The 13,008-nt window shown below is 65.7% G+C and carries 15 protein-coding genes and 1 pseudogene; 13 read left to right on the forward strand and 3 right to left on the reverse strand.

What is annotated here, in order from left to right:
• Positions 1 to 206 precede the first annotated feature (206 nt).
• Positions 207 to 671 carry a VanZ family protein gene (locus tag LQZ87_RS14125; RefSeq protein ID WP_230104087.1) on the reverse strand — a complete coding sequence of 155 codons (465 nt, stop codon included), beginning with the start codon at positions 669 to 671 and terminating at the stop codon, positions 207 to 209.
• Between the two features lie 96 nt (positions 672 to 767).
• Between LQZ87_RS14125 and LQZ87_RS14135 the strand changes: the two genes are divergently transcribed.
• Positions 768 to 2,195, forward strand: a complete 1,428-nt coding sequence (locus LQZ87_RS14135) for a DUF1524 domain-containing protein (RefSeq protein ID WP_363317991.1) — start codon at positions 768 to 770, stop codon at positions 2,193 to 2,195.
• Between the two features lie 176 nt (positions 2,196 to 2,371).
• Here LQZ87_RS14135 and LQZ87_RS14140 read toward each other — a convergent pair.
• Positions 2,372 to 2,492: pseudogene (locus tag LQZ87_RS14140) on the reverse strand (transposase); the annotation flags it as partial.
• Here LQZ87_RS14140 and LQZ87_RS14145 point away from each other — a divergent pair.
• The 12 genes from LQZ87_RS14145 (at position 2,476) to LQZ87_RS14200 (ending at position 11,946) form a co-directional block, all read left to right on the forward strand.
• Entirely contained in the window at positions 2,476 to 2,949 is a 474-nt protein-coding gene (locus LQZ87_RS14145) for a hypothetical protein (protein WP_230104124.1), read from the forward strand. The pseudogene LQZ87_RS14140 and the gene LQZ87_RS14145 overlap by 17 nt on opposite strands.
• Before the next feature lie 116 nt (positions 2,950 to 3,065).
• Entirely contained in the window at positions 3,066 to 3,911 is an 846-nt protein-coding gene (locus LQZ87_RS14150; protein ID WP_230104088.1) for a DUF2690 domain-containing protein, read from the forward strand.
• A gap of 176 nt (positions 3,912 to 4,087) precedes the next feature.
• A complete protein-coding gene (locus tag LQZ87_RS14155; RefSeq protein WP_230104089.1) occupies positions 4,088 to 4,324 on the forward strand; it encodes a hypothetical protein in 237 nt (78 codons plus the stop codon).
• A gap of 1 nt (position 4,325) precedes the next feature.
• Positions 4,326 to 4,700, forward strand: coding sequence for a hypothetical protein (locus LQZ87_RS14160; protein WP_230104090.1), 375 nt, complete (start codon positions 4,326 to 4,328; stop codon positions 4,698 to 4,700).
• A 4-nt stretch (positions 4,701 to 4,704) separates the two neighbouring features.
• Positions 4,705 to 6,111: a hypothetical protein gene (locus LQZ87_RS14165; RefSeq protein ID WP_230104091.1), complete on the forward strand. Its 1,407-nt coding sequence runs from the start codon at positions 4,705 to 4,707 to the stop codon at positions 6,109 to 6,111.
• Positions 6,112 to 6,155: 44 nt separating this feature from the next.
• Positions 6,156 to 6,686, forward strand: a complete 531-nt coding sequence (locus LQZ87_RS14170; protein ID WP_230104092.1) for a hypothetical protein — start codon at positions 6,156 to 6,158, stop codon at positions 6,684 to 6,686.
• 14 nt (positions 6,687 to 6,700) lie between these two features.
• Positions 6,701 to 7,600: a hypothetical protein gene (locus LQZ87_RS14175; RefSeq protein ID WP_230104093.1), complete on the forward strand. Its 900-nt coding sequence runs from the start codon at positions 6,701 to 6,703 to the stop codon at positions 7,598 to 7,600.
• 172 nt (positions 7,601 to 7,772) lie between these two features.
• Positions 7,773 to 8,048 carry a hypothetical protein gene (locus tag LQZ87_RS14180; RefSeq protein ID WP_230104094.1) on the forward strand — a complete coding sequence of 92 codons (276 nt, stop codon included), beginning with the start codon at positions 7,773 to 7,775 and terminating at the stop codon, positions 8,046 to 8,048.
• A 398-nt stretch (positions 8,049 to 8,446) separates the two neighbouring features.
• On the forward strand, positions 8,447 to 8,689 hold the full coding sequence (locus tag LQZ87_RS14185; RefSeq protein ID WP_230104095.1) for a hypothetical protein: 243 nt from the start codon (positions 8,447 to 8,449) through the stop codon (positions 8,687 to 8,689).
• A gap of 139 nt (positions 8,690 to 8,828) precedes the next feature.
• Positions 8,829 to 9,479, forward strand: coding sequence for a carboxymuconolactone decarboxylase family protein (locus tag LQZ87_RS14190; RefSeq protein WP_230104096.1), 651 nt, complete (start codon positions 8,829 to 8,831; stop codon positions 9,477 to 9,479).
• A complete protein-coding gene (locus LQZ87_RS14195; RefSeq protein ID WP_230104097.1) occupies positions 9,476 to 10,351 on the forward strand; it encodes an RNA polymerase sigma-70 factor in 876 nt (291 codons plus the stop codon). Before LQZ87_RS14190 ends, LQZ87_RS14195 begins: the two co-directional genes overlap by 4 nt.
• A gap of 62 nt (positions 10,352 to 10,413) precedes the next feature.
• Positions 10,414 to 11,946, forward strand: a complete 1,533-nt coding sequence (locus tag LQZ87_RS14200; RefSeq protein ID WP_230104098.1) for an HNH endonuclease signature motif containing protein — start codon at positions 10,414 to 10,416, stop codon at positions 11,944 to 11,946.
• A gap of 44 nt (positions 11,947 to 11,990) precedes the next feature.
• Here LQZ87_RS14200 and LQZ87_RS14205 read toward each other — a convergent pair whose 3' ends face one another.
• Positions 11,991 to 12,959, reverse strand: a complete 969-nt coding sequence (locus LQZ87_RS14205) for an acetylxylan esterase (RefSeq protein ID WP_230104099.1) — start codon at positions 12,957 to 12,959, stop codon at positions 11,991 to 11,993.
• Positions 12,960 to 13,008: the final 49 nt, after the last annotated feature.

Genomic DNA, 13,008 nt, shown 5'->3' on the forward strand with positions numbered 1-13,008 from the left:
GACGGGGGCCGGTGCGGGGGCGGCATCCGTCGTCGATGTCGGCGGCGTCGTCTGAGTGTTCCGGCGGCGCCATTCGCGGCGGCTGATGCCCTCGGGCGGGCGGTCGGACGAACGGAAGATCATGGGGTCAAGCGTACGGGGTGGGGCCTTCCTCACCCTTCGACAGGCTCAGGGATCGGACGGCGGCTCAGGGATCGGAAGTCGGGTCAGCGCGCAGCGACAGCGACAGGCGCCGTGCGGAGCGCGGGGCGGCGCTGGACGAACAACCGCACCAGCAGGCATCCGATCGCGGTGCCGAGGGTGTTGGCGATGACGTCGGACAACGTCGGGTAGCGGCTCGGCAGCAGCGTCTGCACGAGTTCGATCGTGGCGCTCGCCGAGTAGCCGATCAGCAGCACCACCCAGGCGTTCGATCGCGGCCAGGCGGCCACGAGAAGCAGACCGAGCGGCACGAACAGCGCGATGTTCGCCAGGAACTCGAAGACGGTGTAACTCGTGCCCAGAGCGACGCCGAAGTGCTCGCTGACGTACCGCGCCAAGCGGAAGGCGATACCGGTGACCTTCGAGGCCATGGTCGCCGGCAGCCAGACGATCAGTGCCACACCGATGAGGTACGGCACGAGCAGCACGCGCGCCACGATCGCGAACGGGGGAGTGCGGGTGTCGGGCATGAGGGGAGTCTAGGGCGGGTGACCTTGGGAACGGCTTACCGGCAGATGCCGCTGGTCGATTGTGACAGTTGACGGACTTCGCAAGGAGCTGGGGACATGACATCGATTCCGCCGGCCGGGTGGTACCCGGATCCCTCTGCCGACGCCGCTGGCCAGCAGCGCTGGTGGGACGGCGCCGCGTGGACCGCGCAGGTGCAGTCTGCCGCAGTGCCGGCGTACGCGCTGCTGCCACCGCCATCCGCACCCGACGTGAGCAGCCCCGCCAAACGTCGGATGCCGCTGTGGGCCTGGCTCGTGATCGGTATCGCCGCCGTCCTGCTCGGTGTGGTCCTTTCACCGATCTTCGCGCCGCTGTGGCTCGTCGTGCTCATCACCGGCATCGTCGCGCTCGTGAAGAACACGCCTACCTGGCTGCGGTTCCGCGACCGCAAGGTCGCGACGATCGTCACGGCCATCTCAGCCGTCGCCTTCCTCCTCACCGGAAGCATCGCCAACGCCGTCATCGGCGGGACTGCGAACCCGCCAGCGGCGGAGCCGGCGCCGGCGGCCGCCACGGAAGCACCGGCGACTCCGGCGTCGACGCCGACCCCCACCTCCACGCCGCTCGAGGATGACGCCGAGCCGGCCGCCTTCGTGGGCGAACTCGGCACGGCTTCGGACGCGTCAGCGACCGAGGGGCTGACCGCCCTCGAGGTGCTCGACACACTCCCCATCAAGGGGCGCGCACCGAAGACCGGATACGACCGCGACCAGTTCGGCCAGCGCTGGCTCGACGTCGACCGCAACGGATGCGACACCCGCAACGACACGCTCGCGGCGCAGCTGACCGACATCACCCGCTCCGGCCCCTGCCGCGTCACCGCCGGCATCCTCGACGATCCGTTCACCGGGCGGACGATCGGCTTCGAGCGCGGGCAGGGGACGTCTGAACTCGTGCAGATCGATCACGTGGTCGCCCTCTCGGACGCATGGCAGAAGGGCGCTCAGCAGCTCACCGCAGACCAGCGCGCGTCGTTCGCGAACGACCCGCTCAACCTCCTCGCCGTCGACGGCAAGGCGAACGCCCAGAAGAGCGATGGGGATGCCGCCACCTGGCTGCCCTCGAACAAGAGCTTCCGGTGCGAGTACGTCGCTCGCCAGGTCTCGGTCAAGGCGACCTACGGACTGTGGGTGACCCAGGCGGAGCACGACGCGATCGCACGAGTGCTCGGCGGCTGCTCCGATGAACCCGCCATGACCTCGAAGTACGCGGCCGCGGCGCCGGTCGTCGAGGTCACGCCCGAGCCTGCGCCTGTCGTGCCGCCGAAGCCGGTTCCGGCGAAGCCCGTACCCGTCGCGCCGGCGCCCCCGAAACCGGCTCCTGCGCCCGCGAAGCCCGTGCCGGTTGCGCCGGCGCCGCCCTCGAACGTGTACTACGAGAACTGCACGGCGGTCCGCAACGCGGGCGCCGCACCCATCTACGCGGGCGACCCCGGGTACAGCCGGAAGCTCGACAGGGACGGGGACGGCGTCGGCTGCGAGTGATGCGTACGGACGTCTCTCTTCGCACGGTCAGCGGTCCGGAACGATCCGGGAATCCATCCCGACCGTCGACGATCGCAGGAGGACATCATGACCACCCAGCGCGTGAGCACGACCGAGACCGCACAGACCCGCGTCCCGCCGACCGACTTCACCGGCGTCTTCGGCACAGTCGTGGGCTGCTCGGCGAGGACGGCGCGGACGAGGCGGATGATACTGTCACGGTTCGGGACGATCCCGCCGTCGGTGCGGCGGCGGATCGCCCGCTTGAGGCGCGTTCGGGTTGTTCGACCAGACCTGCCGCCGGCCTTTCTGGCCATCCCCCGTTGCGATCGCCGCAGGGTGCGCGGCTGATACGTCAGAGTCCGCCGCAGACGAACCGGCCGAATCGGTAGTCGCTGGCCTGATCGGAACGTGGAGTTGCGCCTCCAGCGTCGCGGAGAGCGCCGACGTTGTGACTGCCGACGTGATCATCACGGGAAACAGCATCGCGCTCAATCCCGGCGAGGGCTTCGGCGACCCGATGACGGTGAACTTCGTCCCCTCGACGGACCGATGGACCTTCGACGGCGGCAATTACGTCGAAGTCCCTGCTGTGATGCCCGACGTCGGGCAGTCGCTTGAAATGAGGCTTCTCGATAAAGCAGGTGCGTTCGCCGGCGCTTCGTTCACGATCACCACGCAAGCGATCGATTCAGCGACCGTCGAGCAGGTCGTCCCTGATCGCAAGATCACTTACAACTGCCAGCGCGAATAGTTGAGAGAGCGCGGCCGGATGCGTATCAGTCCCGTAACGTACGCGGAGGCGCAATTGCGGTCGTGGTATTCAAAGAGGGTAATCACCCGAGTTGCACCTCGAGAAATAGATCGCAGATGACGAACATGCCCGAAGCGGACTCGATCGCTGAGTTCGCCGCATCTCTACGCGCGCTCCGCCTGGAGGCCAACAGTCCCACGTTGAGTCGCTTGCATCACGACACCGACATCTCACGAAGCGTTCTCTCTGATGCCTTCGGTGGCAAACGCCTCCCGTCCGCACGGACCGTCGACAGGATTGTCCGCTCGCTCGATAATGACAGCACCGAGTGGGTGCGGCGTCGTGATCTGCTCGCAACGTCACTGCTCGAAGGCGAGTCCGCAGACACTTCAACTGAGCCACACGAAAGTCTGACGGCTACGGGGTGGCCACGGCGCACGGCCTTGATGGTCGCTGCTGCAGCGTTCGCATGCGGACTCATTGTCTCTGGCGGGATCAGCTGGGCGGTCACGAGTACCGTCGTCGAGCAGGCGAAGTTCACCGCGGCGCAGGCGGTGCGCGACGAGCTGGCCAACGCCTCCACGAACCCACGCGCACAGATCAATGTGCACAACGGCGTGGACCCGGCGATGACGGAATGCGTGAACGATGCAGAAGTCGCTACGTCCTCGCCGCGGACGAACGACACGCTTCTCGAAATTATCTGGTCGAACAAGTGCTATGCCGGCTGGGCTCGCGTCACCCGTTACGACGAACAGATCTCAGGTAACTCGGTGACGGTGGCCATCTATCCGGAAACTGCCGCGCAAGGACCAGACCGTCAGGCCGCAACAGAGCCCAACGTGCAAGGGGCGTACACGACACTCGTCGTGCGCCCGACCCCTCAGACTCGGCTGTGCACAGTGGGGGCGATCACCGTTGACGGGACGAGTATCGACTTGGGCGAGCCCCTCTGCATCTGAGCTGTCGGATACTTCCGGACACAACCGAAACAGACGGTTCCGGACGCCCTCGAGCACACCGCAACGCTTGAATGGCGCCTGGGGAAGTCGCCTGCCTGGCGCGCCGCCATGGGGGGCACGAAGGTAACCAGGTAGGTGCACCCGTTCTTTCTGACTAACGAAGAATGGATACCGCTGTGGAAACCAAGAGTCCTGTTCTCGGCTACGTGCTTATCGGCATAGGCGCCGTCCTCGCAGCCATCGGCCTCATCTGGGGCGTGGTCGTCGGCTTTTACGCAAGTGACCTACCTCTTCTGCTCGGCCTGCTCGCCGTCGGTGCGGGCCTGTTGTGGTTCGGGCAGCGCTTGTCGCAAGCAGCCAAGCGAAGCAATGTCGAGCGGCGTATCGCCGATCGCGATGCGACGGAGCAGTGAGATGGCCGCGATCGATGACAAGATGAGCGCCTTGAACTTCGCAGTGACATCGACGAAGCCTCTGGAGAAGATCGCACAGTCGATTACTGACGCCGCGGATCTGGCCGGTGCCGGTGGCGGGAAGCTCACGATCACACAGAAGAACCCGACGACCTTCACCGGCGTGGTGAAGAACTTCGTTCGAGTCGCACACGGAGACTTCACACTCACGGTCACCGATGCGCCGGATGGTGAAAGTCGCCGAGTGCAGTTCTCTGTTGGGGACTACATGCGTGTACGGGACACGATGCTCGCGTTCATCCCTGTGTCGCCGTGGAGCGCGCCGGCGTACAAGCCATTCCGCACGTTCAGCGAACACCTGCGCCAGAAGCTCTGAGGCGATGAGCGACGCACGCTCACCGGCAGCACGCCGAGCCAAAGCGGGTCGTCGACGCTGGATCAGAAAGCTGGCAATGCCCGCGGGTGCGATGCTGCTTGCACTCACTGCAGCGCTGGCTGGGTGTGGAGCTGGAGAACCGGCGCAGACGTCAACGACGCCGGCGCCGGCGGCTGAGTCGCCGCCGCCTTCAGCGTCACCGTCTCCGCAGGCGCCGATAGCTTTCACCGACGCGGTGCTGCAGGGAGACGTTTACGAATCAGGCATGGGAGCCGAACTTGTCCTCGTCCGGCCGGATGACGAGCCGGATCAGGCATATCTGTATTCGATGACGGCGCAGGTGCCAGGTCTGATTCACCTCGACGTCGCTGCGGACGAAGAGATCGCGGGAGTGCACTGGGCGGTCGAGCAGGATCCCGACTCGGACCCGAAGGCCGTGGCGCTGGTCTACGTCACTACAGAGGCCTCCGGACTCAACGCTGTTCCTGACCGGGTTCAGATGCGAGTGTACGACGAGCGCGGCGACGAGCTTTTACGCGAAGATCTCGGGAACGGCATTGTCGGCACGCCAATCGAACCAGGGTGGGATTTCACAGCAGATCCGTCCGCATACGGAACACTTGTCGCCGGCGTCTTGGTTTTCAGCACCGAACTCGAGGACGGCACATTCGCCGTCGTCGGCTACGACATCGAAGACGCGAGCGAGCTCTGGCGCACAACCGGTGCCATCAGGCCAGAGGAAGCAGGTGCCCCTCTGGCGAACGGACTGGTTGCGCTTGATTGGCAAGAGACTCTGAGCGCTTTCGACCCGCGCACTGGTGCCATCCGGTGGACGGCGCCACAGATGAATTCCGTCCATGCTCAGGGCGCCGTGTCTCAGTACCTCACCGCTTACGAGTCCGCGTCTGCGTGGATCGGCCCCGATCCCGTCACGTTCCTCGACATTGATACGGGAGGCGTGCTGGACCCTGCGCAGAAGTTTCACTCGTATGCCGTGGACCAGCTCACCGGGGGCATGTCATTCGCGTGGTATGTCCTTGACGGGGGCAGCTCCGATGAGCCTGGGTTCCTCGTCCGCAGCGCCGACGGTGAGGAGACGATCTCCCTCGATGCGAACAGCGCACACGCCGCCGGCGTCGAAGACGTGGTCGGGATGTGGAACGGGCTCATCTGGCTCACCAACAGCTCAGGTCTCGACGTGGTGGACGCGAGCACGGGAGACCGCATCAGCCAGATAACCGAGTCGAACGAGGTGCTGCGCGTTCCCGAAGACGCACGAGCCAGCTGGACGCTTCTTCGCATCGACGGCGGAACCTTCAGCGACGACACGCTCATTCTCGCCAGACATCCCCAGGGGGAACCAACCGTGGACGATCTCAACATCTTCACCCGGCCGGAGGCACCCCAATGAACCGCTCATGCGCAACATCACTGAGGGTCGTCGTTGACGATTCAATGATCCGCTTCAGGCGTGGCGGTCCGCTGATGGCATTGGTTGTATCAAGCGCGGTACTCGTCGGATGCAGCGCGGCCGGCGTCCCCGAGACAGAGAAGCCGCCCACTCCGGCGAAGTTCATCGAGGGAGACTGGCAGTGCCTGACCACAAGCGAAGACGGCAACTCCGACAACGAGTACACCTATCACCTGAAGGTAACCGCTTCGCACATCTCAATCGGCACGGCGCGTACGGGCGAAGATCTCTACTGGACGCAGTACGACTACACGTTGGCAGTAAACGGAACACTCACAACAGTGCCCGAGAACGGCGGCCCGGGATGGGTGATTCAGCTTCCGGACGAGCTCAGCTATGAGAGTGTCAACGCCGCGCGAATCGCGGAGGGATGGGCCGAGAGTCTAGAGGTATCTGTAGCGCCCGATTCGGCTCGATGGACAGGCCAAACGGGCCTCGATTGGGACTGCGAACGAGGCGACTTCGAGGACGATGGCAACACGTTCGTATCGGCCGAGCACAGCACAGGAAACTAATGGAGAAGCATCAGATGAAGATCGACGCCCTGAACACGCTCGGGCGCTACTCAAGCGCATTCATTGTCGCTGCCGCCTTGGTTCTCGTATCCGGGTGTGCAAATAGCACGTCGGCCGGATCTGCGGTGACCGACGGTGGCGGTGGCGGTGGCGGTGGCGATGTCGATTCGGCAACAGAGCAGACCATCGTGACGGAACCGACCGGCCTCCCATTCAGCCATTGGCCGACGTGTTTCGATTTCAACCAACTCGAGTCGACCGACGCCGCCATTCAACTCATCGGTGAAGCGTATGGCAACCCCGATCTCTCTGAAGAAGAGGGCTGGGACACGATGGCGGGCCTCCAAGACGCGTGCGCTATGACATATTCATCCGATACCTCGATTCTGCGCGTTCTTCAGGATTGGCAACCTGACTCTCCTCTCCAGACCGTCGCCTGGACCGCTACCGAGGGCGAAGGCTCCTGGGGTGGTCGGAACTTTCCCGCTCGGGTCGACGACTACCGGTTAGTCAGCGAAGCGGAGTATGCCGAGTTCTCTGCGATGTACCCAGGCGGAACCGTGTGCACGTTCCTCGGCGGCGCACTCGCAGGCGAAACAGTAGCGAGCGACGGCGTCGAATTGAGCAACGTGGAGTACGCCAAGGCCTACTACACCTCATCCTCAGACAGCATGGCCGCACAAGGTTGCGATTCAATCGGAAGTATCATCTCGGTCACATATACCGCGTCCGAGAATATCGGTTTTCTAGCGGACCAACCGGCAGATAATAACGGCAATCACTGCCAAACCGTCGCGACGAACATGTGCGGTGTTTCTGTTGCCGGCGGCAGTTGGAACGCAGCAGACCTGTCCAGTGATGCCCCGCTGGACCGGGTGTCAGGCGTCCTGCAGACCGTCATGGCTGCGAATTGAACTCATCGACGAGTTGTTGGCAGTGCTCGCCGCCCGCTTTTTCTGCACGTAGTTGTTCACCTGAGGATTGTGCACCGATGCCGGGATCCGCTCTGATCGAGCACCGGGTTCGGCAGTATCGTCGAAGCTCGCGCTGTTCGAGCCGGGACTCGGGCACAATGGGAGGGTGTACATGTCAACCGAAACGATCACAGTGCTCATCAGCACCGTGTCGATGCTGCTCGCATTCGCTGGCGCGTTCGGTTGGATGATCCATCGCATGGATGCGGGCAACGCCGACGTGAAGGCCGAGTTGAAGGCCGACTTCGGATCGAGGATCGATGAGCTCGGTTCGCGGGTCGACAGGCTCGGCACACGGGTGGACAACCTCGCGGGTGAGCTGGTCGAGGTGAAGATCGCTGTTGCCCGCATCGAGGGGACGCCGCGGCATCTGATCACCGGCCGGTGATCGCCGACGATTGACGTCGGCGCGCTGGAGCGCACGGGGGACTGCGCCCGCGGCATCCGCGGCAGTGCTGGACGCGGCCCTACTCAGGGATCGGTCTGCGGATCAGCACATCGCCCGCCATCCGCAGATTGACCACGTAGGCGCCCTTCGGATGCGTGGCAGAAGGGTGCCTAGTAGCTCTCCGCCGACCAGCGAGCGTCGTTCGCGAACGACCCGATGAACCTCCTCGCCGGCGTCGCCTGCGAGTGATGCGTGCGGGTGACTCCTCCTGCACAGTCGGCGTTCCGTAGCGTTTCTTGACGATTCTTGGGACCCGCTCTGCTTGCGTCCGGGGCCGTCGGTAGTGTCATCCGCAACGGCCATTCGAGTCGGAACTCGGGCACAATGGGAGGGTGTACATGTCAACCGAAACGATCACAGTGCTCATCAGCACCGTGTCGATGCTGCTCGCGTTCGCCGGCGCGTTCGGTTGGATGATCCATCGCATGGACGCGGGCAATGCCGAGCTGAAGGCCGATCTCGGCTCGCGGATCGACAGGCTCGGTACGCGAGTGGACAATCTCGCGGGTGAGCTGGTCGAGGTGAAGATCGCTGTTGCCCGCATCGAGGGGACGCCGCGGCATCTGATCACCGGTCGGTGATAGCGGGTCCGTGAACCCTGCCGCTTGACGTCGAGTCTTGACTCAGGTTCGACACGTGTCACACGCACGCGGCATCCGGTGTCTTCATGTCGACGGACTCACCGGGACCCATCCCGGCCGTCGATCGCAGGAGGACATCATGCCCACCCAGAGCGCGCCCACGACCGAGACCTCGCAGACCCGCATCCCGCCCACCGACCTCACCGGCGTCTTCGGCACAGTCGTGAAATTCGCCGCCCGCCGCATGGTCGGCCGTGTGCCGGACTCGATGGGCGTTCTCGCCCACCACCCCGCGCTCATGCGGGCGTCGATGGGCATCGGGCGCAAGATCGAGGCGCTCGACGAGCTCGACAGCGACCTCGCGACCTACGCCGTGATGGCGACGGCCGCGCGCGTCGGGTGCAGCTGGTGCCTCGACTTCAACTACTACAAGGCGCACAACGACGGGCTCGACGAGGTCAAGGCGCGGCAGGTGCCGAATTGGCGGGCAGCATCGGTCTTCACACCGCTCGAGCGCAACGTCATGGAGTACGCCGAGGCGATGTGCGAGACCCCGCCGGCCGTCACGGACGAGTTGTCGGCCGCGTTGCTGGCTGAGCTCGGACCGGCAGCGCTCGTCGAGCTCGCGGCCCGGGTCGCGTTCATGAACATGAGTTCGCGCATGAACGTCGCGCTCGGCATCCATTCCGAGGGTTACGCGGAATCGTGCGAGCTGCCGCCGCTGGCGACGCGAGCGACGGGTGCCGCCTCCGAGCCCGCACGAGGCGTCGGCGTAGGCTCGCGGTCATGACCGACGACCCGTTCGTCATCCACCGCAACCTGCTCTTCACCGTCGCCTACGAGATGCTCGGATCGGCGGCAGATGCCGAGGACGTGCTGCAGGAGTCGTGGCTGCGATGGGACGGAGCCGACCAGTCCGACGTGCGCGATCCGCGTGCATACCTCGTGCGGATCGTGACCCGCCAGGCTCTGAACCATCTGCGCGCCATCTCGCGCCGGCGCGAGACCTACGTCGGAGAGTGGCTGCCCGAGCCGCTGCTGACGAGTCCGGATGTGGCGGACGACGTCGAACTCGCCGAGAGCGTGTCGATCGCGATGCTCACCGTGCTCGAGACGCTCGGGCACACCGAACGGGCGGTGTTCGTGCTGCGCGAGGTGTTCGACGTGCCCTACGACGAGATCGCATCGGCCGTCGACAAGACGCCCGCTGCGGTCCGGCAGATCGCTCACCGGGCGAAGGAGCACGTCGCGGCACGGCGTCCGCGGGTGAACGTCGAGCGCGCGGAGCAGGAGGCCGTCGTCGCGCGGTTCGTCGCGGCGGTCAACTCCGGCGACCTGCAGGGGCTCATGGATGTGCTCGCCCCCGACGTCGTATCGGTCGCCGATGGCGGCGGGGTGGTGCGCGGTGCTGCTCGACGGCCGATCGTCGGCGCCGACAAGATCAGCCGTTACCTGCTCGGCGGACTCGCGAAGCTCGGGATGCCGTTCGAGGCGCGCCCGACATGGGTGAACGGCCACCCGGCGATCCGCGGCGAGGTCGATGGTGCGCTTGCCGGCGCGATCTGCTTCGAGATCGAGGGCGGACGCATCACGCGCATCTTCTCGATCGCCAATCCGCACAAGCTCGGCCGGCTCGATGTGGAGGCGGAGCTGGCGCGGTAGGGATGCTGTCCTTCGACCAACCGTCTCCATTCGAATGTCGGTGCCCCCTGGGACTATGAAGTATGGCCACTTTCACCGACGTCGCGGCGCTGATCCCCACTCTGTGCGGGCAGCTCGTCGACGGTGGCGATGCCGACTGCGCGCGTGCGTCGATGATGCGGATGACGGATGCCGACGTCGTGAAGGTCCTCGAAGAGACGGCGTTTCTGGCTCGGCAGCTCGAGCAGATCCAGACCGCTGCTGCGGGTGTGATTGCGGTGCGGTCCACGCGCGATCGCGGGCATTCGGGTCTGTCGGCGTCGCGCGGGCACCGGTCGGCGGCGTCCCTGATCCAAGACGTGACGGGGTCGACGAAGGCGGATGCCAATCGGGTGGTGCGCGTCGGCGAGGCGCTGCTGAACGATGCGCTGCTGCACGATGAGGCGGATGCTGCGGATGACATCTCGCAGGGTGGGCAGTCGCGCGACGGTCGGCCGGTCGCGACGCCGTGGCATCAGCCGCTCCGTGACGCGCTGCGCGACAGTCGTGTGACGTCGGCGCAGTTCGACGCGATCAAGCGCGGGCTGGGCGACCCGCCCCAGATCGGAGCCGACGCTGTGCCGGCTTCGGGCGCCGATATGGCTGCTGACGCTCTCGCCCAGGCGGAGGAGGTGACGCGGGCGGCATGGTCGCAAGCGGCTGAGCATCTCGTGGGCGAAGCCGCGCAGCGGACGGTCGAGGAGTTGTGGCAAGCGGCGCGGACGGTGCGCGATCTGCTCGACCCCGAGGGTGCTGAAGCCCGATTCCTCGCGCGGTTTGAGAATCGCTCGTTCAGAACGTTCCGTGGGCAGGACGGGCAGAAGCGCGCGTCGATCGTTCTCGAGGACGAAGGCGACCTGTTCCTCGAGACGATGATGGCCGCAGCACTGCGTCCCCGGAGAGGTGGCCCGCGATTCGTGGACTCTGACGAGAAGGAACAGGCCGCGTCCCTCGTGGATGACCCGCGCACGAACGACCAGCTCGCCTACGACCTGATCATGGACGTGATGCGCGCTGGGGCGTTCGCCGATGCGGAGTCGGTGTTCGGTGCCCGGCAACCCGGCGTACGCCTCGTCCAGGTCGTGGACGCCGACGGCCGCGGTGCGCCCGTCGCTCACACCGAAGACCACCTGGTGTCGATGCCCGGGGTCGTTGCCGAGCAGCACATCTGCGACAGCGGGTTCGTGCCTGTCACGGTCGATGCGTGCGGGAATCCGCTCGACGTCGGGCGCGAGCAGAGACTTTTCACACCGAAACAGCGCATCGCGCTCGCGATCCGCGACGGTGGATGCAGATGGCGAGGCTGCGACAGGCCGGCGTCATACGGCGAGGCGCATCACATCGATGAGTGGGACAGAGATCAAGGCCGGACCGACATCGATCGCGGCATTCTGCTGTGCCGATATCACCACATGACCTTGCACCACGGCGGCTGGCGGATCACCCGTCAAGGTCAGAGTGACTTCGTCCTGCATCACACGTCGGGGGAGACGTTCGCGATGAGACCTCGAACAGCGCTGAGGTACGCGTGGGGCGGGATCGATCCGCCGCCGAAACGATTCCGACCCGCCGCGTGACGCCCGTGCGCCACGCGGGCGGCGGAGTGCACGCGGGCGGCGGATCAGCCGAGGCGCTCGCCGAGCCAGCCGACCTGACGCACCCAGTGCGCGTGCTGCCCGCCCTCATGACCGTTGAACGAATACACCTCGATCTCGGCATCCGGTGACGCCACCTGGTTGTGGGCGGCGAACACGCTCGAGGGCAGCACGATGCCGTCCATCAGCGCGACCGAGAACAGCGCGGGGCGCGCGAGACGCCGGGCGAAGTTCACGCCGTCGAAGTACGACAGGGTCTCGAAGACCGGCTCGATCGCCTCGCGGTGCACAGCCAGATAGCGCTCGATCTCGCGGTACGGGTTGTCGGGCGTCAGTTCGACCGACCGGCGGAAGTGGCAGAGGAACGGCACGTCCGGCATCGCCGCGAACACGTCCTGGTTCAACGCCGCAGCAGCGAGCGAGATGCCGCCGCCCTGACTGGCGCCCGTGACGCTGACCCGTGCGGCATCGACGAACGGCAGCGACCGAACGGCATCCACCGCCAGCACGGCATCCGTGAACACCCGCCGGTAGTAGTACTGGTCCTTGTCGAGGATGCCGCGGGTCATGAACCCGGTCGTCGAGCCGTCTGAGCCGTGCGGGTCTGGCGTGTGCCCACCCGAACCCCAGTTCGATCCCTGACCACGCGTGTCCATGAGCACGTGCACGTATCCCGCGCTCGCCCACTGCAGACGCTCGCCGGGGATGCCGCGCCCACCGCCGTACCCGATGTACTCCACCACCGCGGGCAGGGCCGCATCGCTGCGCGGCCTGGTCACCCACGCGCGGATCTGCTCGCCGCCGAAACCCGAGAACGTGAGGTCCTCGACGACCAGCTGCGTGATCGGCGTCTCGGCTGCCACGAGCGTCGGGTCGGATGCCGCGGTGCGCGACTGCGCGATCGTCGACGCCCAGAACTCGTCGAAATCGGACGGCTCGGCCACATCGGGACGGTACGAGCGGAGGTCTTCCAGGGGCATGTCAGTCAGCGGCACCCGGTCACCGTACCGCATCGGAGGCGACCTTTCGAAACGCTTCGCCAAA

This window comes from Microbacterium sp. Bi121 (assembly GCF_918698005.1).
In the GTDB taxonomy this organism is placed as follows: domain Bacteria; phylum Actinomycetota; class Actinomycetes; order Actinomycetales; family Microbacteriaceae; genus Microbacterium.